Below are 21,072 nucleotides of genomic sequence, written 5' to 3'. Positions count from 1 at the left end.
TCGCGGCTTCAACCAGGCCCGCCTCGCCCGCCTCAGTGGCTGCGGACCAGCACCACGGTGACATTGTCCGAACCGCCGCCGTCCAGCGCCGCGGCGATCAGTGAATCGACGCATTCCTGCGCGCTGCAATCCTGGTGGCTGAGCACGCGCGCGATGCTGCGGTCCTCCACTTCCTCGGTCAGCCCGTCGCTGCACAGCAGCAATTGCATGCCGGGCTTGAGCTCCCCGGTCATCGCTTCGACGTTGAGATTGCGCGGGTCGGTCACGCCCAGCGCCTGGGTGACCACATTGCGGTGCGGATGGCTGCGGGCCTGCTCGTGGGTGATCGCGCCGGTGGCGATCAGCTCTTGCACGTAGCTGTGGTCCTGCGACAACTGGGCCAGTTGCCCATCGCGCCACAGATACACGCGGCTGTCGCCGACCCAGGCGACCTCGAAACGGCTGCCGCTGATGCGCGCGGCGACCACCGTGGTGCCCATCGGCAAGGCTTCGTTGCGGCGCTTGGAGGTGCGGATGATCTCCTCGTCGGCGATCCGGATCGCCTGCACCAGCGGGGTGCCGTCGCGGATTTCGCGGACGATCGCATCGCGGGCCAGTGCGCTGGCGACCTCACCGTACTCATGCCCGCCCATGCCATCGGCCACCAGCCAGAGCCCCAGCTCACTGTCACCGTAGTAGGTGTCCTCATTCAGGTCGCGGCGCAGGCCGGGGTGCGTGAGGTGTCCGAATTCGATCATGGGGCCATCATGCCGGTCGCGTCGTCGGGTCCATTCATCATCAGAAGATAAACGAAATCATCGGGGGGCGGGCGGCCGTGGGCGAGGTGTGAAGCGGCGCAGCCCGGCCTCTCCTAGGGGATACGCAAAAACCGTCGCAAGTGGGGCGTTGCGCCGGATATGGTGGACAAATGGGCGATCCGGGAGGCGCGAGCGCCGTGATGGACTGCGCCCGGGGGAAGCTCGGCTTGCGTACCTGCGGGCCTTTGCAGATACGCAAAACGCCCCTTGCGGGGCGCTGTGCGTATCTGGCGGAGAGGGGGGGATTCGAACCCCCGAGGCGCTATAAACGCCTGCCTGATTTCGAGTCAGGTACATTCGACCACTCTGCCACCTCTCCGGTGACTGGACCTGCCCATCGGCCGCGGTTCCATCGTCGGCGTCCGATCGAGCGCCCGCACGGGGCGGCCCAGCCGGCAATGATACGGGGGCGTTGGCGGCTCGACAAGGCGCTCGAACGGGCCGTTACACTGTCGGTCTCCCCCGACTGAACGGCTGCGTCATGTCCGAAATCCTGGTCCCGGTGTCCTTCGGCGAACTGCTCGACAAGATCGCGATCCTGCAGATCAAGTCCGAGCGCATGCACGACCCCGCCAAACTCTCCAACGTCCGCAACGAGCTGTCGGCGCTCGAGAAAACCTGGATGGCCCATCCCGCCGCCGGCCACGATATCGTGCGCCTGCGCGCCGAGCTCAAGGCGGTCAACGAACGCCTGTGGGTGATCGAGGACGACATCCGGGTGCAGGAAAAACAGCAGGCCTTCGACGCCGATTTCATCCGCCTCGCCCGCAGCGTCTATTTCGAGAACGACGAACGTGCGCGCATCAAGCGCGAGATAAACACTGCGCTGGGCTCGGCCTACGTCGAGGAAAAGTCCTACGAGGACTACAAGGGCGGCGACACGCCCTGACGCGGCATCGGGCGCCCACCGCCCGTAGAGCCGAGCTTGCTCGGCTGCCTTGGGCAACGACGCTGCCGAGCTTGCTCGGCTGTCCCTGGCAACGACGCAGCCGAGCAAGCTCGGCTCTACCGGGCCGATGCAGCCGAGCAGACTCGGCTCTACCGGCCGGTCAGCTCGCCAGCGCGTAGGCGGCCACGGCGAAACCCAGCAACGCCGCGGTGACCGCCACCAGCGACAGCCGCTCGGCGCGACTGAGTTGCCGCTCCAGTGTGCCGAGCTTGCGGTCCAGCTCGACCGAGGCCTGCTGCAGCGAGGCGATGGTCTTCTGCACCTCCTCGGCCAGCAGTCTGATCGATTCGGCATTCTGCGCCGCCGCGTCCTGCAGCTCGATGATCTGCTGCGGCACCAGGTCCGGTGCCTTGTCCGGATTCCGGCTCCGGGTGAAGATCGGTTTCGCCATCTGAATGATGTCGGGCAGGAACGGCGCGACCACCGTGAACCATGCGGCCATGAAGCACTCCCGTTTGTTGATGTGGATTGATGTGATGCGGCGCGGCGAAGGCCTTGGCGAGTATGCCTGCCTGACCGTGCGCCGCCCTCAGCGGTGGTCGGTGAGGTAGCGTTCGAACGCGGCGACCGCGTCCGCCACCGTGATCAGGTCCATCACGCCTTCGTGCTCGATTTTGCGGCCCCACCGGAGCTCGCCCGCCGGTTTGCCCAGGTATTTGCGCGCGGCATCGTCGTAGCGGTCCACGCAGTAGCGCCGGTCGCTGTACGGCCCGCTGCGCGCGGGGTTGCTGGCCGCGTGCAGGCCCAGCACAGCGGTGCCCATGGCGTTGGCGATATGCATCGGGCCGGAGTCCGGCGTCATCAGCAGTTGGCCGCGTTCGAGCAGCGCCGGCAGCTGCTTGAGCGTGTCCTTGCCGACCAGGTCCAGCGCCGGGCCCGGCATGGCGGCGAGTATGCGGTCGGCCGTCGCGCGTTCCAGCTCGCTGCGCCCGCCGCACAGCACCACGCGCCAGCTGCGAGCGGCCGCATGCGCTGCGACCGCGGCGTAGCGCTCGGCGCGCCAGTTGCGCAGCACGTGGCTCGAACAGGGCGAGACCAGCAGGGTCGGTGTGCCGTCGTCGGGCCACTGTGCGCGCGCCCACTCGCGGGCCGCCTCCGGCACCGGCAGGTCCCAGGCGACGGTGGTCTGTCGCAGACCCAGCGGCTCGCAGAAGCTGCCGATCGCATCGAGCACATGGATGCCGGGCCTTGCCGGAATGCGCTCGTTGATGAAAAGGCCGTGGCCGTCCCGGGCGCGCGCGCGGTCGTAGCCGATCCGCCGCCGGGCCGGAACGAACGCCGACAGCAGGTTGGCGCGCGCCGCGACCTGCATCTGCAGCAGCGCATCGAACCGACCCTGGTGAAGCCGCCTGTCGCGCAGCTCGCGGCGCAGCGCGCGCATGCCGGCCAGTCCGCTGTGCTTGTCGTACTCGATGAACTCGACCCCCTCCAGCCCGGCCAGCAGCCGATGCTCGCCCTTGCCGATCACCCAGGCCAGCCGGACGTGTGGCCAGTGGGCCCGCAGCGTTCGCACCAGCGGCACGACATGGGTCACATCGCCCAGCGCCGATAGACGGAGCAGGCACACGGACGCAGGTGCACGGTCGATTTGAATTGCTAGACTCCGGTTGATGACGGGGTATGACGCTGCTGAAGGACTGACGCCGTTCCGCGACGACAGCGGCTACGGCGCGATTCTGTTCGACCTCACCCGGGTGCGGCAAGCGAGCGCGGACTGGTTCTCGCCTTCGTTCTGGGGCGAACGTGCGCGGCCGGTGGAAAGCGGCGGCCGCGGGGGCGCCTGGTTCGTCGATGCGCCGTTCGGGCCGGCGCTGCTGCGGCGCTACCTGCGTGGCGGCCTGGTGGCCCATCTCAACCGCGACCGCTATCTCTGGCACGGCGCCAACAAGACCCGCAGTTTCGCCGAATTCCGACTGACCCGTGCGATGGCTGAGAAGGGCGTGCCGGTGCCGCGGCCGATCGCCGCCTACTACCGGCGCGTCGGCCTGCGCTACCAGGCCGCGATCGTGCTGGAGCGGCTCGACGATGTGCGCTCGCTGGCCGATCGCGCCGCGGTCGCCGGCGACGGTGCGCCGTGGGAGGAGGCCGGACGGCTGATCGCCCGTACCCATCGCGCCGGGCTCGACCATGCCGACCTCAACGCCCACAACCTGCTGTTCAACCCGGCCGGGCAGGGCTGGGTGATCGACCTGGACCGCGGGGAGGTGCGCATCCCCGCCACGCGCTGGCGGGAGGGCAATCTCATCCGGCTCAAGCGCTCGCTGCTGAAGCTGCGCGGAATACGGCCGGTCGGCGAGGTCGAGCGCGATTTCGCGCGACTGCGCGCGGCCTATGATCGGGTCTGGCAACGTGGCTATTGATGGGCCGGCCCTGATGAGCCGGCGTGGGTCGGCACATGTGGACATGAATTGATGGGTTGGCAATTGCGCCTGCAAGGCGTCGGAAATGCCTCGGCGGTCGAACTGGGTTCGGCGATGGCGACGATCGAGCGCGATGGCGCGCCGTGGCTGACGATCGACTGCGGCGGCGAGGGGCTCACCGCGTATCTCGCGCACTACGGCGAGGCCCCGCGTGCGCTGTTCGTGACCCACACCCATCTCGACCACGTGGGCGGTTTCGAGCGCCTGTTCGTCGAGACCTATTTCGACCCGGCGCGGCGCGGCCGGATGCGCCTGTACGTGCCAGCGAAACTGGTGGCGCTGCTGCACCAGCGCGTCGGTGATTATCCCAACGCGCTGGCCGAGGGCGGCGGGAATTTCTGGGACGCGTTCCAGGTGATCCCGGTCGGGGACGCGTTCTGGCACGACGGCGTGCGGCTGGAGGTGTTCCCGGCGCGGCATCACTGGCCCGACTCCGCCTTCGGCCTGCGCCTGCACGGCAGTCTGGTCTGGACCGGCGATACCCGCCCGATCCCCGAGGTGCTGGCGAAGTTCGCCGATGCCGGCGAGGTGATCGCGCACGACTGCGCGCTGCATGGCAACCCGTCGCACAGCGGCATCGAGGATCTGGAGCGCGAATATCCGCGCGAACTGCTCGATCGCTGCGTGCTGTACCACTACGCCAGCAGCCAGGACGGTGCGGCACTGGCGGCGCGCGGTTGCCGCATCGTGCATCCCGGCGAGGCGCTGGCGTTGAACGAGCCGACCGCACCGCGGTCGAATCGGTGATGAGCGCGCTTCATCCAACTCCAGTGCCACCGGCCGCGTCCTCGCCGCGTGACATGCTGGGCCGGCCTCTGCACGACCTGCGGCTGTCGGTGATCGAGGCCTGCAATTTCCGCTGCCCGTACTGCATGCCGGCCGAGCGCGTGCCCGACGACTACGGCTTCGATGCGGCTTCGCGGCTGTCGTTCGGCGAGATCGAGACGCTGGTGCGCGGCTTCGTGCGCATCGGCGTCAGCAAGCTGCGACTGACCGGCGGCGAACCACTGCTGCGCAAGCACCTGCCGCAGCTGGTCCGGCGCCTGACCGCGATCGAGGGGTTGGCCGATATCGCGCTGACCACCAATGGTTCGCTGCTGGCATCGCAGGCACAGGCATTGCGCGAGGCCGGCCTGGGCCGCATCACGATCAGCCTTGATGCGCTGGACCCGGTCCTGTTCCGCGCGATGACCGGCGGACGCGGCGAAATCGCCGACGTGCTGGGCGGCATCGAGGCGGCGAGGCGTGCGGGATTTGATTCGATCAAGCTCAACTGCGTGGTGCAGCGCGGCGTCAACGAGGATCAGGCGCTGCCGTTGGTCGAGCACTTCCGCGGCAGCGGCATCGTGCTGCGCTTCATCGAGTACATGGACGTGGGTACCTGCAACGGCTGGCGCCGCGAAGGCGTGGTGCCCTCGGCGGAACTGCACGCCCGCATCCACGCGCGCTGGCCCCTGCGGTCGCTGCAGCCGCAGTACCGCGGCGAAGTGGCGTCGCGCTATGCCTTCGTGGACGGCGGCGGCGAGATCGGGTTCATCAGCTCGGTGACCGCACCGTTCTGCGGCGATTGCCACCGCGCCCGCGTGTCGGCCGACGGTGCGCTCTACACCTGCCTGTTCTCCGGCGAAGGCACACCGCTGCGACCGTTGCTGGCCCAGGGTGATGCGGCCGTGGCCGACCATGTGGCGGCGCTGTGGTCTGCGCGGGTCGACCGCTACAGCGAGTTGCGCACCGAGGCGGGCAGCTCGCGCAAGAAGGTCGAGATGTTTCTGGTCGGCGGCTGAGAACCTGCCGTAGGGTGGGCACGTTTTTTTTGTGCCCACCGTTGCCGACGAGGATGGGCACAAAAGCGTGCCCACCCTACGGAGGCTTTCCGCTTGCAGCTGTCGTCTCCGCCGACGGGGAGACGACGCAAATTCTTTCGGATTTCGATGACCCAGACGTGAAGAAAATATTGAGCAAACTTACCCATCTCGACCCCGACCGCCGCCCGACCATGGTCGATGTATCCGGCAAGCCCGCGACTGTGCGCGAGGCCCGTGCTGAATGCCGCGTGCGTTTTCCGGCTGAGGTCGCTACGCAACTGCGCGCGAGCGGCCTCAAGAGCGCCAAGGGTGGGATCGTCGACACCGCGATCATTGCCGGGACCATGGCGGTCAAGCGCACCCACGAGCTGATCCCGTTCTGCCACCCGCTGCCGATCGACGGCTGCTCGCTGGTGATCGACTGGGATGGCCGGAGCAGCCTGCGGATCGAATGCGCGGTCAAGACCACCCATCGCACCGGGGTCGAGATGGAGGCGCTGACCGGCGCGACGGTCGCCGCGCTGACCGTCTACGACATGTGCAAGGCGCTGTCGCACAAGATCGTGATCGGCCCGGCCCGGCTGACCGGCAAGCGCGGCGGCAAACGCGATGTGGGATCGGTGTGATGGACAGTGCTGCGACGGACACGGTCACTGTGCTGTATTTCGCCAGCCTGCGCGACGCCGCGGGTGTCGCGAGCGAGTCGTTGCCCGCGCAGGGCGAACTGCGCGGGCTGTATGCGGCATTGCGCGGGCGGCACGGTTTTGCGCTGCCGATCGAGCGACTGCGCGTGGCGGTCGACGGTGCGTTCGCGCGATGGGACGATCCGGTGCGCGCCGGCAGCGAAGTTGCCTTCATCCCGCCGGTCAGCGGCGGCTGAGCCGCGACGGCATCGAAGTCATGGAAACCACCACCACCACCGACGCCGCTGGCGATCACCTCATGCAGCGATTTTGCCTCGCCGAAGCACCCTTCGAGATCGCCCCGCTGCGCGCAGCCTTGCTCGATGCGCGTGCCGGCGCTTATGCCGGTTTCGAGGGCTGGGTACGCGACCACAACGACGGCCGGGGCGTCCAAGGCCTGCGCTACCAGGCGTACGCCGCGCTGGCCCAGGCCGAGGGCGAGCGCATCCTGGCCGAGGCGCTGGAGCGGTTCGCGATAGTGGATGCACGCTGCGTGCATCGCGTGGGCGAGCTGGCGATCGGCGAGTTGGCGATCTGGGTCGGCGTGAGCGCCGCGCATCGTGATGCCGCCTTCGCCGCCTGCCGTTTTGTCATCGATGAGGTCAAGGCACGTGTGCCGATCTGGAAACACGAGCGCTACGCCGATGGCGCGGCCGACTGGCTGCATCCGGATACGTAACCTCACGGCCGCCGCGTACCCGTATGGAGGAAAGCCCCCTTGGTAAGGGGGCGCCCCGAAGGGGCGGGGATCGGAAGCACAGCCTGGGGCCTAAGATTGGCAAAGCCAATCTTGGGATTTCTGTGCGGAGTACAGAAATGGCGGTGACCCCGCCGGCTGACCTCGGCACCCGCGTCGATCGATACCGTTGCTGCCTTCCGGCCCTGGCGGGATTTTCGACCTAGCGTCGCGAGGGGCCGACGGAGCCACCATAGAACGAATAAAAAACTGGCGGAGAGAGGGGGATTCGAACCCCCGAAGCGCGGTTTAGACGCTTACACACTTTCCAGGCGTGCTCCTTCAACCACTCGGACACCTCTCCGGACCCGATGCAGCACCGTTCGGCCGCACTCAGGGCCGCAAAGTCTAGCTGCCGCGAGGGTTTCCGACAAGGTGCGGCGCGGGCGGCGGCTGTCCCCGCGCCGCCGCCGCCCGCAGGTCACGGCGGCGGCCGTGGCACAATGCGGGCGAGCTCGCCGGTGCCGCAACTACGCCGATCAACAGGCGGCCGGCACCGGGCCGACAGGCGCACCAAAGCACGTTCACGCAGGATTTTCCGAAGGCTCCGATGTCCTATCTCGTCCTAGCCCGAAAGTGGCGCCCGCGGCGATTCGCCGAACTGGTCGGGCAGGAGCACGTGGTGCGTGCGCTGACCAATGCGCTCGACTCCGGCCGCGTGCACCACGCGTTCCTGTTCACCGGCACGCGCGGCGTCGGCAAGACCACCATCGCGCGCATCTTCGCCAAGTCGCTGAACTGCGAGCAGGGCACCTCGGCCGAGCCATGCGGTGAGTGCGGCGCCTGCCGCGACATCGACGCCGGCCGCTTCCTCGACCTGCTCGAAATCGACGCCGCCAGCAACACCGGCGTGGACGACGTGCGCGAGGTGATCGACAACGCGCAGTACATGCCGTCGCGCGGGCGCATGAAGGTGTACCTGATCGACGAGGTGCACATGCTCTCCAAGCCGGCGTTCAATGCGTTGCTGAAGACGCTCGAGGAGCCGCCGGCGCACGTGAAGTTCCTGCTGGCGACCACCGATCCGCAGAAGCTGCCGGTGACGGTGCTCTCGCGTTGCCTGCAGTTCAACCTCAAGCGCCTGGACGAGGCGCAGATCAGCGGCCAGATCAGCAAGATCCTGGAAGCCGAGGACATCGCTGCCGAGCCCGATGCGATCCGCCAGCTCAGCCGTGCCGCCGATGGTAGCCTGCGCGACGGGCTGTCGCTGCTGGACCAGGCGATTGCCTACACCGGGGCCGGCAGCGGCGGCGTGCTGGCCGACGCCGCGGTCGCGGCGATGCTCGGTTCGGTCGACCGCACCCGCGTCGGCGCGCTGCTGCAGGCGCTGGCCGATGGCCACGGCGAGGCCCTGCTGGGCGAGGTCGAATCGCTGGCGGAGTTCTCGCCGGACTGGGGCAGCGTGCTCGACGCGCTGGCCGATGCACTGCATCGGGTGCAGGTGCGGCAACTGGTGCCCGAGATCGCCATTGAGGCCGATAGCATCGATATCGAGGACCTGGCCGGCAGGTTGCGGCCGGAAGTGGTGCAGCTGTGGTACCAGATGGCGATCAACGGCCGTCGCGACATCCCGCTGGCACCGAGCCCGCGCGCCGGTTTCGAGATGAGCGTGCTGCGGATGCTGGCGTTCCGGCCGGCCGGCAATGACGAGGCAGCGGCCGCTTCCCCGCCTGCCGCGCGCGCGGCAGGCGGGGGACGCAGTGAGGCCGCGCGTACGGCTGCGGCGCCTGCTGCTGCGGTCGAAGCGGCGCCGAGCGCCACCCCAGAGACCGCTCCGCCGTCCGAACCTGCCGCACCCGCCGTTTTTACGAGCGAACCGCCACTTGCACCCACCGCACCGGTCATTCCCGCTGCAGCCGTGCGCGAGCCGCGAGCGGCAGCCTCGTTTGCCAATGACGCCGCCGGCGCGATGACCATTGCCGACGCCGACGATTGGCACGACCTGATTGCCGCCAGCGGGCTCAAGGGCCCGGCGCGCCTGCTCGCCGAGCACGCCGGTTTCATCGGCTATGCCGACGGCGTGCTCAGCCTGAGCCTGCCCGCAACCGACGAGCATCTGCGCGCCGCGCCGCTGGTCCAGAGGGTGGCCGACGCGCTGGCGCCGGTACTGGGCAGCGCGCCGCAGATCCGCTTCGAGTCGGCGGCGCAGCCGGTGGAGTCGCTCAGCGCGCGCAACGAGCGTGCGCGCGACGAGCGGCAAAGTGCGGCCGAAGCGGCATTCATGAGCGATCCGGACGTGCAGCGGCTGATCTCGCAACACGGCGCCCGGCTCGTGCCGGACTCGATCCGGCCGCTCGACGAGCCACACTGAGTCCGGCGCGAAATCCATTTTCACGTTGCCGCTTCGCCAGCGGCCGTCATCCGACCCGGGACGGACCCGTCCCGCCCAACGCAAAGGTAGAGGACATGCGCGGAAACATCGCCCAACTCATGCAGCAAGCGCAGAAGATGCAGGAAGACATGCAGCGTGCGCAGGAAGAACTCGGCCAGCTCGAGGTCACCGGCAATGCCGGCGGCGGCATGGTCAACATCACCCTGACCGGCCGCATGGAGTGCCGCAAGGTGCGCATCGACCCCAGCGTGCTGTCGGACCCGGAAATGGCCGAGGACCTGATCGCTGCGGCGTTCAACGACGCGGTCAACAAGGCCAATACCGCCTCCCAGGACAAGATGGGCGCGGCGACGGCGGGCATGCAGCTGCCGCCCGGGATGAAGATGCCGTTCTGATGCGCGCTCTCTGTCGATGAGCTCGCTGCTGGAACAACTGATCGACGCCTTCCGCGTGCTGCCCGGGGTCGGCCAGAAATCCGCGCAACGCATGGCCTACCACGTGCTCGAACGCGAGCGCGCGGGTGGACAGCGCCTGTCGGACGCACTGGCCGAAGCAGTCGAGAAGATCGGCCATTGCGCGCGCTGCCGCGACTTCAGCGAGACCGAGGTCTGCGCGACCTGCGCCAGCGCCTCGCGCGATGCCCATCAGCTGTGCGCGGTGGAATCGCCGGCCGACCGCCTGGCGATCGAGCAGGCCACCGGCTATCGCGGGCTGTACTACGTGCTGCAGGGGCGGCTGAGTCCGCTGGACGGCATCGGCCCGCGCGAGCTCGGGCTCGACCGCCTGGCCGCACGCCTGGCCGAAGGCGAGGTGGAGGAACTGATCATCGCCACCAACCCGACCGTGGAAGGCGAGGCCACCGCGCATTACCTGGCGCAGCTCGCGCGCCAGCACGGGGTACGGCCGAGCCGGCCGACGCACGGCGTGCCGCTGGGCGGCGAGCTGGAGTACGTCGACCGCGGCACCCTGTCGCATGCATTCGGCTCGCGCAGCGAGATGCCGGGTTAGAGCGGGTGGTGAAGCGGGAACGGGGAACAGGGAACGGAGAGAGCGTTAGCGATTCCGGGCCGCGATGCGGTCGGGCAGCGCAGAAGCCCCGTTCCCTGGAGCTGGGAATGGTGAAGCGGGAGGGGCTTTTTCACTCCCGCTCTTCATTCCCGCACTTAACTTCGCAACCAACACGACCTGCAGGGCACACCCCATGAGCGACACCATCTTCGACAGGATCATCCGCCGCGAGATCCCGGCCGACATCGTCTTCGAGGACGAGCACCTGATCGGCTTCCGCGACATCGCGCCGCAGGCGCCGGTGCACGTGCTGTTCGTGCCGAAGACGCCAATCGCGCGGCTCAACGACCTCACGCCGGCACACGCCGAGATCGTCGGCCGGCTGGCGGTGGCGGCGGCGGATTTCGCCAAGCAGGAAGGCTTCGCCGAGGACGGTTACCGGATCGTCATGAACTGCAACGAGCACGGCGGCCAGACCGTGTTCCAGATCCACCTGCACCTGCTCGCCGGCGCACCGTTGGGGCGGTTCGGCACGTCAAAGTAAGCCCAGACTGCAACTCACTCCTTCCGTACTGAGGTCCCTCCTTTGAAAAAGGAGGGTTGGGGAGGATTTGCTGTTGCTGTTGCTGAGCGCCGATCAAGAGCAAATCCCCCAACCCCCTTTCCAAAGGGGGCAAAAGCGGAGTCGGGGCGATCGGAATGCCCTGCAAAAAAGCGCCAGCGAACCCCGGCGCTTCTCTGCATCGCGAGGTCTTGCCACCAGCCCCGCCATGACCACGCAGAGCGCGTTCTCCTGCCTTTCTTACCTCCTCAGAGCTAGCGCAGTGAAGCGACTGCGCGGTGCCGCCGCCGGACTCACGCGTCAGTCGGGGCTGCCACCACCCCCACCACGGCCATGATGCCGGCGCCTCGTCACGTTGGCGGGATCGCGTACGGTCAGAGCTAACCACGCCCGCGGCGACGCGAGGTAAGCGGATAGTCAAAGTTGCTCAACTTTTGTTTATGAGGTCGTTGGCAGCTGCTACGTTGACACCATTCGCAGGGGGGGGGTAGCGTGTCTCACTCGAGGGTGCCTGGAGAAGCCTCCAAGGGTCATTCTGAGCGCAGCGAAGAATCTACTTTTGAGCCAAGATGCGCCAAAACAGGTTCCTCGCTGCGCTCAGAGCGACAGTTTTTGTCTGACATTCATAGGTTTTTCGAGTTCCCTTGAACGAGGTTGGATGAACGACGCTGCGAGCCAGCACTTTCCCACGGGAAAAAGGACTTACACATGGAACGACGTACCTTATCCAATATCAGCAAAGCTTTCGCGCTTGCATCGGTTATTTTTTTGTGTGGCTGTGGTCTTCAGGTACAGGGAGCGAATACGCAGATCAATATTAAACTATTCGACTTAATCGACATTAAGGCGAGCATTCTATGGAAAAGAGTGGAGCAGCAGCAAGGTTGGTTCGGCGTAGGAACGATGTCGACCGCGGCCTCGCAAAGCTTCATGCAGATTTCGGGAGAGAATGCATCCATCCCGAATCAGGAACTCCTAGTCACGATCGCAATTGAGGACGCTGCTGGCACGCTTATGGCCGCGAGGCAGTTCGACGCAACGGTGCGCTCGGGCAAGGCCAGCTTCAACAATGCAAACGCCGTAGAGCAGTGGTTGTCCCAATACGATCACCTCGAGCAGGGCAATCTTGCGGTTTTCGCTCCGGACATTGTAGTGAATCCTCCGCGTGAAGGTTACTACACCATCGAAAATCAGACCTATGTTGGCGGGGATGAAGTTGCGAGCGCCTCCGTGACGGGTTACGTGTCTGACGGTGGTGGTGACTGGCAGCCGCCCACCGATCCCTACTGATTCGCAGCACGCTCATGCCGACACGCACAGGTGTGCCGCGGGGTCGACTCGCGGCACACTTGGCCATGGTGGTATGCGTCGCCGGCGCCTTGGGGGCGTGCGCACATTCGCAACATCCGTCTATCGAGCTTCTCGAGCATGCAGATGAGGCATCCGCGTATACGGCTTTTGGTCTCGGATACGTTCCTGCGCTCGATGTTTATCGCCTGCGAACGCACTCCAGAATCAAGGGGCGGCTGTCAGGCGATCTGCACCTTGAGACGCTCGACAAGCTCGATGTCGGCAGCGCGCGGGATTCGGTGCGTTGGGAGATAACGGGTGCAAGCAGCTTGAATGTGGTGCAGCATCGCGATGTCATTTCAACGCAGATCAGGAACGCCAGCAACATCATCCGAGAATACGACTTGCTGGACGAAAGTCTCAGCCCGACCATCCGCGTTGTGCTGGTTCCGGCGGATCAGGAGATAGATGTCGTACACCAGTCGATCTTCAAGCGAAGTCCGAAATTCGAATTCTACGTATCGGTCGCCGGAGCGGGTTCCGAATTCGAAGACCACCTGATTTCCGGCACGTCGAACATCATTCACGAGCTGGTCCATTTCAAGTTTGCATATGAACGGACCGACAGGCCCGGGCGAGGCTCTGAAGCCCACTTGATCAACGGAGAGCTTGTCGCATCCGCAGTAGATGAGTGCGCACGCATGGATTCGGCCATCAATGCACACTCCGGACGCCCCGATATCATGTTGCCGCCATTGCCGAAGCGTGCGACCGGGGACGCAGCACTGCGTGAAATTCACGCGATGTACGGCCCGTCCGTCGTCGGGCAGGTGTTGGCGTATCACGCACTCTCCTCGATACCGAAAGAGTCAGGCAAAGTCCTGAGCGCCCAGGATGTGGAGCAGATTTATTCAGCATGCAAAAGCATGATTGAAAGCCCCGCCGACTATTGGTCCAGGGCGCTCGCCGGTGAGAAACTCATCCGCTGACCTCACCACCAGCCCCACCACGGCCACGGGGTCGGGCGGGTCACCACATCCACCCGGTCGCGGATCGGCCACAGGTAGATCACGTCGGCCTCGACCTGCGGGAAGCGGTAGTCGTACCCGCCGATCTGGCGGTTCTCGTAGCCGGTGATGCGGCCGGTGAAGGTGACCTCGCGGTTGCGCTCGAACAGCGCCGGGTCGTAGAAGCCCGTGCGGCAGGCGATGAAGCGGCCGCCGACGTCGTCGGTGGCCCAGTAGGGCCGCGCGTACAGGTTGAGGTCGGTCGACAGCATCTCGAAGCAGGTGCGGTTGTCCTGCGGCTCGACCTGCACGATGCGCCCACCCCAGCGCACCATCGCGCCGGTGCGGTCGGTTTCGGCGGCGTCGCGCGGGCTGATCTGGGCGAATTCGCCCTGCAGCGGCTGCGGCTGAGAGGCGCACGCGGCTAGCAGGGCGCTGGCGAGGGCGAGTAGGACCAATCGGGTGTTCATGGGCGACCTCCGTTGCGACGGAAACGAACCGGGCGGGGAAACTCCGGTGCGGGGCGATGCTGGCGGAGCGCAGCGAGCAGTTCGCGGGCGCTGCGTCGCCCCGCCTGATCGCGAGCGTAGCGCCAATCGCTGAAACGCCGGGTGAGCGTGCGCAGCTCGGCGGCGAGGTCCGGCCGGGCGCGGGCGACGCGTTCAGCCCAGTCGCTGGCAGACTCGTGCGGCTCGCGCATCAGCCCGAGCCGCGCGTAGCGGCGGTTCAAGCGTCGCCAGGCGCGCAGGACCGGATCGCGCTCGCGCTCGCCACGCTGGCTGAGCCATGCCATCCACAGCAACGCCAGCGCCGCGCACAGCGAGAACAGCGCGACCAGCCGCGCCGGCTCGAGATGCTCGATGCCCAACGGCTGCAGCAGCCGCTGCTGACGGCGGGCGTCGAAGCCGAGCACGAAATCATTCCAGCCGCGCCGCAGCCAGTCGCTCATGTCGAGCATCGGCGCCAGCCGGACGTCGCCGAACACACCGTCGCCGAACCAGCCACCGGAGCCCGGTGCACGATCGGCCAGGGTGTCGTAGATGCGCTCCGGCGCGACCGCCGCGGTCGGATCGACCCGCACCCACCCCGGTCCGTCGAGCCAGACCTCGGCCCAGGCGTGCGCGTCGGAGCGCCGCACCAGCCAGTAATCGCCGATCCGGTTGCGGTAGCCGCCGGCATAGCCGGTCACCACACGCGCGGGGATGCCGGCCGCGCGCATCAACACGACGAACGCCGAGCTGTAGTGCTCGCAGAACCCGGCCTGGTAGTCGAACAAGAACTCGTCGACCGCGTGGCGGCCGAGCAGCGGTGTGGTCAGGGTGTAGACGAACTCGCGCCGGACCCACCGCATCGCCCGCTCGACGATGGCGGCGTCATTGGTGCCGGCATCGGCGCGCCACTGCCGCCCCAGCGCCAGCGTGCGCGGGTTGTAGCCGGCCGGCAGCTCCAGCGCGGCGCGCCGCAGCACTTGCCCCAGTTCGGGCGCGTAGGCGAGGGGCGGTGAGGACTGCAGGCGCCAGCGGGTGACCGCGTTCATCGGCCGGCGCGTGTACAGCCCGTGGTCGAGCGACAGCCGGGCGCCCTCCGGCGCGGCCAGCGGCAGGTCCAGCGCGACCAGTTGGCGCTGCTCGGTCGGCTCGACCTCCATTTCGTAGTCCCAGCGCACCGCCGAGGGCTGCACCGGCGCCGGCGGAAGGTTGCGGAACCAGCGCGGCTGGGTCCAGGTGCGCCCGTCGAAATCCCACAGCACCGGACCGCGCCAGTACATCTGCGATCTCGCCGGGCTATCGCCGAAGAACCGGACCCGCAGCGCCGGCGAATCGTCGGTCATCAGGTCGACCCATTCGCCCGGCGCCATGGTGTCTGACAGCCCCGGCCGCGCCAGCGCGCGCTCGGGCACGCCCCACAATGGCGTGCTGAGCCGCGGGACCAACCAGAATGCGGCCAGCGCCAGCGGCAGTCCGATGGCCAGCAGGCGCCCGATCCCGGCCAGGCGATGGCGCATCGCCAGCGCGTTGACCGGCTCGCCGGTGGTCGATTCGACCAGCCGCTGCAGCGCCGCCAGCGCCAGCACCGCCGCGCCCAGGCCGAGCACCAGCGTCAGCGGTCCCTGGTCCAGCAGGAACGCCCCGAATGGCGCGAACAGGGCGAAGCCGACCAGGCTGCGGGCATCGCGCAGGGTGAAGGTTTCGGCGGGTTTGGCCGCCAGCATCGCCGCCAGCAGGGCGCAGCCGGTATCGCGGCCGACCGAGAAGCCGGTCAGGCTCAGCACGATGCCGACCAGCGCCAGCGCCACGAGCAGTCGCAGCCAACCGGGCAGAGGTCGCCGCCAGGCCAGTGCGGTGACGGTCAGCGCAGTTGCCAGGATCACGCCGCTCAGCGCCGGCGGCAACTGCAGCAGCAGCGGCAGCACGCACGCGCCGGCGGCCGCCAGTGCCCAGCGGCGGCTGGTCGCATCCAGGGTGAGGCGCAGGCCGCGGGCGAGCACCTCAGCCATGCGGCAACAGCGCCAGTGCGCGTAGGCAGACGTGTCGGTGGTGCGCGCCCTGGTCCGGGCCGAGCGCCGGGTGCGCGGGCAGGTTCAGCCGATAGCGCCGGCCGTCGCGTTCGGCCTCGTCGACCCACCGCGCCAGCCGCGCGATGCGCGCCTCGTAGGCCAGGCCGTGGGTCTCGCGCCAGTCCAGCACCACCTCGGCGCCGAGCGGCTGCTCGTACTCGCGCACCAGCAGGCCACCGCGGCGCGCGGAGGCCTTCCAGGCGATCGCGCGGCGCGAATCGCCGGTGCGGTAGCCGCGCAGGTGGTGGACGTCGTCGCCGCTGGGGTGCAGCCGGCGCTGTACATGGTCGCCCGCGCCGATCGGCAGCGGCGGCCCCTGCGGCTCGGGCGCGGGGTAGATCAACAGGGGCATCTCCGGCCAGACGTACGCGCATGCGCGCGCCAGCCCGAGCGGACGGGTGGTGGAAATGCGCAGCCGCGGCACGTCCAGCCAGCCGCGCTGCTGCGTCTGCAGGCTGATGCCGGCCTCGCCACGGCCACGCTCGAGGTCGAGCACGGTGGCGCCGGTGTCGATGCCGGTGCCGGTGCTGGCGTTGAGGTCGACCTGCAGGCCGCGCCGGATCCGTGCACTCGGCGCCTGCGCGTGCACCCGCACCAGCAACGGCGAACCGGCGGCGACCGGTTCGGCATCGATCGCGATCACCGCCAGTCCGCTCAGTTGCAGCTGCGCGGCGATCAGGCTGGCCAGCCCGGCGCCGGCCAGCAGCAGCGCCAGCAGCAGCGCCGGATTGTTGTTGTAGTTCAGCGCGCCGACCAGCATCGCGCCCAGCAGGAACGCATAGAACAGGCCGAATCCGGTCGGCAGCACGTATACGCGGTGTCGGTCGAACCGCGCCGGCAGGGCTTCGGGCTGGCGCGGATGCGCCCACCGCAGCAGGTGCTGGCGCAGCCGCATTGCGTTTGCGGCGATCATGCCTGCCCCCGCGACGCCCTGCCGGTCTGCAGTCCGAGCATGCCGCTCAGTCCACCGGCACCGCGTGCAGGATCGCCTTGGCCAGCGCGGCATCGCTGCCGGCGTCGCTATCGGCGACTAGGCGGTGTGCCGCAACCTGGTTGAACAGGGCCTGCACGTCTTCGGGCAGCACATGGGCACGGCCGAGCAGCATGGCGTAGGCCCGCGCCGCGCGCAGCAGCGCCAGCCCGGCGCGTGGCGACAGGCCGACCCGCACGCCCGGATGCCGCCGGCTGCGCGCCAGCAACGCCTGCACGTAGCCGACCAGCGCCTCGCTGACGTGCACCGCATTGACCGCCTGGCGCGCCGCGAGGACCTGCTCGGCGTCGAGCAGCGCGGTGGTCCGGGCGATCATGTCGCGCCGGTCGGCACCGGCCAGCAGGTCGCGCTCGGCCGCCTCGCCCGGGTAGCCCAACGCCAGGCGCAGCAGGAAACGGTCGAGTTGCGAGTCGGGCAGGGGGTAGGTCCCCGAGAGGTCGACCGGGTTCTGGGTGGCGATCACGAAGAACGGATCGGGCAGCGCATGGGTGATGCCGTCCACGGTGACCTGGTGCTCGGCCATGGCTTCCAGCAGGGCGCTCTGGGTGCGCGGCGGCGCGCGGTTGATCTCGTCGGCCAGCAGCACCTGGGCGAACACCGGCCCGCGGTGGAACTCGAACCGCCGCGCCTGCGGATCGAACACCGATACGCCCACGACATCGGCCGGCAACAGGTCGGAGGTGAACTGCACCCGCTGGAACCCCAGTCCCAGGGTTGCCGCCAGCGCATGGGCCAGGGTGGTCTTGCCAAGCCCCGGCAGGTCCTCGATCAGCAGGTGACCGCTCGACAGCAGCGCGACGAACGCCAGGCGCACCTCGTGCGGCTTGCCCAGCACCAGCGCGTTGACCTGGGCCTGGGCGTCGTCAAGGGCGGTGCGCACGCCATCGGGTAGCATGCGCGCGGTCGAAGGAGATGCCGCCATCTGGATCAATCCCTTTATCGTTTGGGCGAGTTTAGCGAGGTGGCTGGTCGATGCGGGATGAGCTGTCGGCACGACGCCTGTTCTGGGCGCTGTTCGCCACCTTGCTGCTGGTCAAGGCGGTGGTGGCGATGCGCTTGCCGTTGTTCGTCGACGAGGCGTTCTACTGGTTGGAGGGGCAGCGGCTGGCAGCCGCGTATTCCGACCTGCCGGGGCTGACGGCGTGGCTGATCCGCATCGGCGTGGAGCTCGGCGGCAATCATCCGTTCGCGGTGCGCGCGCCGTTCCTGCTCATCGCCACGCTGCTGCCCCTGCTGGTGGTGCGCATCACCACGCGCGAGTACGGCCCATCGCACGGGTGGCAGGCCGGCAGCCTGGTCCTGCTGCTGCCGCTGGCCGGTACGCTGGGGCTGATGGCGCTGCCGGATGCCGCGATGGCGCTGGCGACGCTGCTGTGTATCGACGCCGGTGCGCGGCTGCTGCGCCGCGTCGATGCCGGCGCCGCACTGGAGCTCGCCCTCGGGCTGGCGATCGGTGCACTCAGCCACTACCGCTTCATCGCGGTGATCGGGGTTGGCTTCGTCGCGCTGCTGCTGCTGCCCGAAGGCCGCCGCATCCTGCGCGACATGCGCGTGTTGACCGCGGTTGCGTTCGGCGCCGCCGCCTGGGCGCCGCTGGTGGCGTGGAACCTGGACAACGCCGATGCCGGCCTGCGCTTCCAACTGGTCGACCGGCACCCCTGGGCGTTTCATACCGAAGGCCTGTGGTTCATTGCGATCCAGGCGCTGCTGGTCACGCCGCTGCTGTTCGCGGCGCTGCTGGCCGGTGGGTGGCGCGGTCAGCGCAGCACCGTGCCGGCCTCGCGCTACTTCGCGCTGACCGGCTCGCTGGTGGTGCTGGGCTTCTTCGTACTGGGTTTCTTCGCCGATACCGAGCGGGTCAGCTTCCATTGGCCGCTGCCTGGCTACCTCGCGCTGCTGCCGCTGCTGCCGGCGCTGCTGGCGGCGTGGCCGGGCTGGGCGCGCCGCCTGACCTGGATTACCGCCGCGCTCGGGCTGGTCGCGACGCTGGGCTACTACGTGGCGGTTTCGGTGCCGGAGCTGCGCGCACGCGCGGCGTCGGAAAAATGGTACCCGTCCAATTTCGCCGGCTGGGACCGGCTGGCCCAGGCGGTGCGTGACGAACTCGCCGACATGCCGGCGGACACGCAGGTGGTCGCCGACAATTTCAAGCTGGGCGCCGAGCTGGGTTTCGCGCTGGACGATGCATCGATCCCGGTGCTCGACCACCCCCTCAACCATCGCCACGGCCGTGCACCGCAGTTGCGCCTGTGGGGCCTGCAGACGCCGGGCCGCCAAGCCTGGGGCGATGCGCCGGTGCTGCTCGTGGTCGGCGCCAGCGAGGTCTCCTACAAGCACCTGTTGCGGCATTTCCATGCGCTGTGCGCAATGGTCGGGCCGCTGCCGCCACCGCGGGTGCTGAACGTCGACCACGGGCGCCAGCGGTTCCTGTTATTCAGGCTCCACCAGCCGCGCAACGGCCAGTGCGTCGCCCCGGCCATGGCCTGGATCGACACTCCGGCCGCAGGCGCGGTGGTGCCGCGCGACTTCGAACTGGCCGGCTGGGCGTTCAAGGAGGGCGTCGGGCTGGAGAAGGTCGAGGTGCTGCTGGACGGCGAGGTGCTCGGGCCGGTCCGATACGGCCTGGCGAGCCCCGGCGTGCAGGCGTTCTGGCAGATATCCAACGATCCGCAGCATCCGGCGGTGGGCCTTCGCAGCCGCCTCGACCTGGGCGACATCGAGCCGGGCCGCCATTGGCTGGGGCTGCGGCTGTACGGCCGCGACGGCAGCATCGAGGACTGGCCGGAGCAGCCCATTTTGATCGAGGATTGATTGATCGAGGACTGACGCGATCGCCCGATGAACGGCCGAGCGGCATGCGGTCAGGGCAGCGCGAAGCCCGCCTCGCGCAGCAGCCTGGCCGTGGCGATCAGCGGCAGGCCGATCAGGGCGGTCGGGTCTTGCGACTCGATCGCCTCGAACAGGCTGATGCCGAGCCCTTCGGCCTTGAAGCTGCCGGCGCACTCGTAGGGTTGTTCGGCGTCGGCGTAGCGGGTGATTTCATCGACCTGCAGCGTGCGGAAGCACACGCAGGTGGTGTCGAGTGCGGTGAAGACCCGCGTGGGATGGCCACCGGTTTCGCCGCGCATCACGCATACGCCGGTGCGGAACCGCACCGCACGGCCCGACATCGCGCTCAGCTGCGCGATCGCGCCGTCGCGCCCGGCGGGCTTGCCGATCGGCTGGCCGTCGAGTTCGGCCACCTGGTCCGAGCCGATCACCCAGGCGCCCGGGTGTTCGGCCGACACCGCGGCGGCCTTGGCGGACGCCAGGCGTTCGGCCAGGGCGGAGGGGGTCTCGTCCGGCCGCGGCGTCTCGTCGGTGTGCGGCCGCGCGGTATCGAACGGCAGTCGCAGGCGGCCCAGCAACTCGCGTCGGTAGATCGAGGTGGAGGCCAGGATCAGCCGGCTCGTGCCCGCATCGTTCATTCTCGAATTGTCCGCCTGCGGCAGCTCACGGGCTGGGCGCGCGGGCGCGCTCGATCCTGGACAACTGCAGTTCGATCCGGCCGCGCGCGGCGTCGATCTCGGCGCGGACCTCGGCGAGCTGGTCGATACTGGCCGCCTGGCCGTGATCACGCAGCCACAGCCGCTGCCGCAGCATCTCGCGCATCGCGTCGCGCACCGGATCGTCCACGTAGTCGCCCGCCACCGCCTCGATCTCGTCGCGGGCGACCCTGAGCCGGTCTTCCAGCGCATCGGCGGCGTCCAGCACCGCCCGGACCGCATGCTGTCGTCCCGCGCGTCGGCTGGCTGAACGGCTGCGCAGCATGAACACCACGCTTGCAGCGATCATCAGGATTGCCGCCGAGATGAGAAGAGCCCAGGTGGTGGTCACGAGGCCGGATGGTATGGGTGAGCCCGCAGTCTGCCGCGCAGGCCGGGGTCGGGGCAAAT

Annotated in this window: 23 protein-coding genes, 2 tRNA genes and 1 other RNA gene; 14 read left to right on the top strand and 12 right to left on the bottom strand. The window is 68.4% G+C overall.

Annotation, left to right across the window (positions count from 1 at the left end):
• Positions 1-32: 32 nt before the first annotated feature.
• Together ACJQWM_RS06490 and ACJQWM_RS06485 are read right to left on the bottom strand one after the other, a co-directional pair.
• Complete coding sequence (locus ACJQWM_RS06490) at positions 33-737, bottom strand: PP2C family protein-serine/threonine phosphatase (protein WP_332704526.1); 705 nt, start codon at positions 735-737, stop codon at positions 33-35.
• 288 nt (positions 738-1,025) lie between these two features.
• A tRNA-Ser gene (locus ACJQWM_RS06485) sits at positions 1,026-1,116 on the bottom strand.
• Between the two features lie 162 nt (positions 1,117-1,278).
• Between ACJQWM_RS06485 and ACJQWM_RS06480 the strand changes: the two genes are divergently transcribed.
• Positions 1,279-1,686, top strand: coding sequence for a DUF6165 family protein (locus ACJQWM_RS06480; RefSeq protein WP_332704524.1), 408 nt, complete (start codon positions 1,279-1,281; stop codon positions 1,684-1,686).
• Between the two features lie 160 nt (positions 1,687-1,846).
• On the opposite strand, the gene ACJQWM_RS06475 is transcribed toward ACJQWM_RS06480, so the two are convergent.
• Entirely contained in the window at positions 1,847-2,188 is a 342-nt protein-coding gene (locus tag ACJQWM_RS06475; RefSeq protein WP_332704522.1) for a hypothetical protein, read from the bottom strand.
• 87 nt (positions 2,189-2,275) lie between these two features.
• Positions 2,276-3,334, bottom strand: coding sequence for a glycosyltransferase family 9 protein (locus tag ACJQWM_RS06470; RefSeq protein ID WP_332704560.1), 1,059 nt, complete (start codon positions 3,332-3,334; stop codon positions 2,276-2,278).
• Positions 3,335-3,356: 22 nt separating this feature from the next.
• Between ACJQWM_RS06470 and ACJQWM_RS06465 the strand changes: the two genes are divergently transcribed.
• The 6 genes from ACJQWM_RS06465 to ACJQWM_RS06440 all read left to right on the top strand — a co-directional run bounded on the left by ACJQWM_RS06465 (position 3,357) and on the right by ACJQWM_RS06440 (position 7,333).
• Positions 3,357-4,106 (top strand): 3-deoxy-D-manno-octulosonic acid kinase, encoded by a 750-nt coding sequence (locus ACJQWM_RS06465; protein WP_332704520.1) that lies wholly within the window; start codon positions 3,357-3,359, stop codon positions 4,104-4,106.
• A gap of 51 nt (positions 4,107-4,157) precedes the next feature.
• A complete protein-coding gene (locus tag ACJQWM_RS06460) occupies positions 4,158-4,913 on the top strand; it encodes an MBL fold metallo-hydrolase (RefSeq protein WP_332704518.1) in 756 nt (251 codons plus the stop codon).
• Entirely contained in the window at positions 4,913-5,950 is a 1,038-nt protein-coding gene (gene moaA / locus ACJQWM_RS06455; protein WP_332704516.1) for a GTP 3',8-cyclase MoaA, read from the top strand. Before ACJQWM_RS06460 ends, moaA begins: the two co-directional genes overlap by 1 nt.
• Positions 5,951-6,003: 53 nt before the next feature.
• A complete protein-coding gene (gene moaC, locus ACJQWM_RS06450) occupies positions 6,004-6,597 on the top strand; it encodes a cyclic pyranopterin monophosphate synthase MoaC (protein ID WP_411306724.1) in 594 nt (197 codons plus the stop codon).
• Positions 6,597-6,851 carry a MoaD/ThiS family protein gene (locus ACJQWM_RS06445; RefSeq protein ID WP_332704514.1) on the top strand — a complete coding sequence of 85 codons (255 nt, stop codon included), beginning with the start codon at positions 6,597-6,599 and terminating at the stop codon, positions 6,849-6,851. The genes moaC and ACJQWM_RS06445 overlap by 1 nt, the downstream gene beginning before the upstream one ends.
• A gap of 62 nt (positions 6,852-6,913) precedes the next feature.
• Positions 6,914-7,333: a molybdenum cofactor biosynthesis protein MoaE gene (locus tag ACJQWM_RS06440; RefSeq protein ID WP_411306735.1), complete on the top strand. Its 420-nt coding sequence runs from the start codon at positions 6,914-6,916 to the stop codon at positions 7,331-7,333.
• A 146-nt stretch (positions 7,334-7,479) separates the two neighbouring features.
• Here ACJQWM_RS06440 and ffs read toward each other — a convergent pair.
• An RNA gene (gene ffs, locus ACJQWM_RS06435) (signal recognition particle sRNA small type) lies at positions 7,480-7,576 on the bottom strand.
• Between the two features lie 25 nt (positions 7,577-7,601).
• Positions 7,602-7,694: transfer RNA gene (locus ACJQWM_RS06430), tRNA-Ser, on the bottom strand.
• Positions 7,695-7,940: 246 nt separating this feature from the next.
• Between ACJQWM_RS06430 and dnaX the strand changes: the two genes are divergently transcribed.
• From dnaX to ACJQWM_RS06400, 6 genes are all read left to right on the top strand, one after another.
• Positions 7,941-9,701: a DNA polymerase III subunit gamma/tau gene (gene dnaX / locus ACJQWM_RS06425; protein ID WP_411306723.1), complete on the top strand. Its 1,761-nt coding sequence runs from the start codon at positions 7,941-7,943 to the stop codon at positions 9,699-9,701.
• 95 nt (positions 9,702-9,796) lie between these two features.
• Positions 9,797-10,117, top strand: a complete 321-nt coding sequence (locus ACJQWM_RS06420; RefSeq protein ID WP_332704508.1) for a YbaB/EbfC family nucleoid-associated protein — start codon at positions 9,797-9,799, stop codon at positions 10,115-10,117.
• A 16-nt stretch (positions 10,118-10,133) separates the two neighbouring features.
• Positions 10,134-10,730 (top strand): recombination mediator RecR, encoded by a 597-nt coding sequence (gene recR / locus ACJQWM_RS06415; protein WP_332704506.1) that lies wholly within the window; start codon positions 10,134-10,136, stop codon positions 10,728-10,730.
• A gap of 193 nt (positions 10,731-10,923) precedes the next feature.
• Positions 10,924-11,274 carry a histidine triad nucleotide-binding protein gene (locus ACJQWM_RS06410; protein WP_332704504.1) on the top strand — a complete coding sequence of 117 codons (351 nt, stop codon included), beginning with the start codon at positions 10,924-10,926 and terminating at the stop codon, positions 11,272-11,274.
• Between the two features lie 726 nt (positions 11,275-12,000).
• A complete protein-coding gene (locus ACJQWM_RS06405) occupies positions 12,001-12,582 on the top strand; it encodes a hypothetical protein (RefSeq protein ID WP_332704502.1) in 582 nt (193 codons plus the stop codon).
• Positions 12,583-12,641: 59 nt separating this feature from the next.
• Positions 12,642-13,571, top strand: coding sequence for a hypothetical protein (locus tag ACJQWM_RS06400; protein ID WP_411306722.1), 930 nt, complete (start codon positions 12,642-12,644; stop codon positions 13,569-13,571).
• A 2-nt stretch (positions 13,572-13,573) separates the two neighbouring features.
• On the opposite strand, the gene ACJQWM_RS06395 is transcribed toward ACJQWM_RS06400, so the two are convergent.
• From ACJQWM_RS06395 to ACJQWM_RS06380, 4 genes are read right to left on the bottom strand one after another with little or no spacing between them, the layout of a single operon-like run.
• Positions 13,574-14,059, bottom strand: coding sequence for a Slp family lipoprotein (locus tag ACJQWM_RS06395; RefSeq protein ID WP_332704497.1), 486 nt, complete (start codon positions 14,057-14,059; stop codon positions 13,574-13,576).
• A complete protein-coding gene (locus tag ACJQWM_RS06390) occupies positions 14,056-16,086 on the bottom strand; it encodes a transglutaminase TgpA family protein (RefSeq protein WP_332704495.1) in 2,031 nt (676 codons plus the stop codon). The genes ACJQWM_RS06395 and ACJQWM_RS06390 overlap by 4 nt, the downstream gene beginning before the upstream one ends.
• Positions 16,079-17,056: a DUF58 domain-containing protein gene (locus tag ACJQWM_RS06385; RefSeq protein WP_411306734.1), complete on the bottom strand. Its 978-nt coding sequence runs from the start codon at positions 17,054-17,056 to the stop codon at positions 16,079-16,081. The genes ACJQWM_RS06390 and ACJQWM_RS06385 overlap by 8 nt, the downstream gene beginning before the upstream one ends.
• Positions 17,057-17,105: 49 nt before the next feature.
• Positions 17,106-18,059 carry an AAA family ATPase gene (locus ACJQWM_RS06380; RefSeq protein ID WP_332704491.1) on the bottom strand — a complete coding sequence of 318 codons (954 nt, stop codon included), beginning with the start codon at positions 18,057-18,059 and terminating at the stop codon, positions 17,106-17,108.
• A gap of 50 nt (positions 18,060-18,109) precedes the next feature.
• On the opposite strand from ACJQWM_RS06380, the gene ACJQWM_RS06375 reads away from it, so the two are divergent.
• Complete coding sequence (locus tag ACJQWM_RS06375) at positions 18,110-19,948, top strand: ArnT family glycosyltransferase (protein WP_332704489.1); 1,839 nt, start codon at positions 18,110-18,112, stop codon at positions 19,946-19,948.
• Between the two features lie 50 nt (positions 19,949-19,998).
• Here the strand turns inward: ACJQWM_RS06375 and ACJQWM_RS06370 are convergent, their stop codons facing one another.
• Entirely contained in the window at positions 19,999-20,604 is a 606-nt protein-coding gene (locus tag ACJQWM_RS06370; RefSeq protein WP_332704487.1) for a Maf family protein, read from the bottom strand.
• 25 nt (positions 20,605-20,629) lie between these two features.
• On the bottom strand, positions 20,630-21,013 hold the full coding sequence (locus ACJQWM_RS06365) for a hypothetical protein (RefSeq protein WP_332704485.1): 384 nt from the start codon (positions 21,011-21,013) through the stop codon (positions 20,630-20,632).
• Between the last annotated feature and the right edge of the window lie 59 nt (positions 21,014-21,072).

Source organism: Novilysobacter longmucuonensis (genome assembly GCF_046600735.1).
In the GTDB taxonomy this organism is placed as follows: Bacteria; Pseudomonadota; Gammaproteobacteria; order Xanthomonadales; family Xanthomonadaceae; genus Novilysobacter_A; species Novilysobacter_A longmucuonensis.
Note: the sequence above shows the minus strand (reverse complement) of the source record. Positions and strands in the feature narration are given on the sequence as shown.

What these genes read in the sequence shown, in the direction of transcription:
- ACJQWM_RS06490 (WP_332704526.1), bottom strand. Translation starts at nt 737, where the DNA reads ATGATCGAATTCGGACACCTCACGCACCCCGGCCTGCGCCGCGACCTG.
- ACJQWM_RS06480 (WP_332704524.1), top strand. Translation starts at nt 1,279, where the DNA reads ATGTCCGAAATCCTGGTCCCGGTGTCCTTCGGCGAACTGCTCGACAAG.
- ACJQWM_RS06475 (WP_332704522.1), bottom strand. Translation starts at nt 2,188, where the DNA reads ATGGCCGCATGGTTCACGGTGGTCGCGCCGTTCCTGCCCGACATCATT.
- ACJQWM_RS06465 (WP_332704520.1), top strand. Translation starts at nt 3,357, where the DNA reads ATGACGGGGTATGACGCTGCTGAAGGACTGACGCCGTTCCGCGACGAC.
- ACJQWM_RS06460 (WP_332704518.1), top strand. Translation starts at nt 4,158, where the DNA reads ATGGGTTGGCAATTGCGCCTGCAAGGCGTCGGAAATGCCTCGGCGGTC.
- moaA (WP_332704516.1), top strand. Translation starts at nt 4,913, where the DNA reads ATGAGCGCGCTTCATCCAACTCCAGTGCCACCGGCCGCGTCCTCGCCG.
- moaC (WP_411306724.1), top strand. Translation starts at nt 6,004, where the DNA reads ATGGGCACAAAAGCGTGCCCACCCTACGGAGGCTTTCCGCTTGCAGCT.
- ACJQWM_RS06445 (WP_332704514.1), top strand. Translation starts at nt 6,597, where the DNA reads ATGGACAGTGCTGCGACGGACACGGTCACTGTGCTGTATTTCGCCAGC.
- ACJQWM_RS06440 (WP_411306735.1), top strand. Translation starts at nt 6,914, where the DNA reads ATGCAGCGATTTTGCCTCGCCGAAGCACCCTTCGAGATCGCCCCGCTG.
- dnaX (WP_411306723.1), top strand. Translation starts at nt 7,941, where the DNA reads ATGTCCTATCTCGTCCTAGCCCGAAAGTGGCGCCCGCGGCGATTCGCC.
- ACJQWM_RS06420 (WP_332704508.1), top strand. Translation starts at nt 9,797, where the DNA reads ATGCGCGGAAACATCGCCCAACTCATGCAGCAAGCGCAGAAGATGCAG.
- recR (WP_332704506.1), top strand. Translation starts at nt 10,134, where the DNA reads ATGAGCTCGCTGCTGGAACAACTGATCGACGCCTTCCGCGTGCTGCCC.
- ACJQWM_RS06410 (WP_332704504.1), top strand. Translation starts at nt 10,924, where the DNA reads ATGAGCGACACCATCTTCGACAGGATCATCCGCCGCGAGATCCCGGCC.
- ACJQWM_RS06405 (WP_332704502.1), top strand. Translation starts at nt 12,001, where the DNA reads ATGGAACGACGTACCTTATCCAATATCAGCAAAGCTTTCGCGCTTGCA.
- ACJQWM_RS06395 (WP_332704497.1), bottom strand. Translation starts at nt 14,059, where the DNA reads ATGAACACCCGATTGGTCCTACTCGCCCTCGCCAGCGCCCTGCTAGCC.
- ACJQWM_RS06390 (WP_332704495.1), bottom strand. Translation starts at nt 16,086, where the DNA reads ATGGCTGAGGTGCTCGCCCGCGGCCTGCGCCTCACCCTGGATGCGACC.
- ACJQWM_RS06380 (WP_332704491.1), bottom strand. Translation starts at nt 18,059, where the DNA reads ATGGCGGCATCTCCTTCGACCGCGCGCATGCTACCCGATGGCGTGCGC.
- ACJQWM_RS06375 (WP_332704489.1), top strand. Translation starts at nt 18,110, where the DNA reads ATGCGGGATGAGCTGTCGGCACGACGCCTGTTCTGGGCGCTGTTCGCC.
- ACJQWM_RS06370 (WP_332704487.1), bottom strand. Translation starts at nt 20,604, where the DNA reads ATGAACGATGCGGGCACGAGCCGGCTGATCCTGGCCTCCACCTCGATC.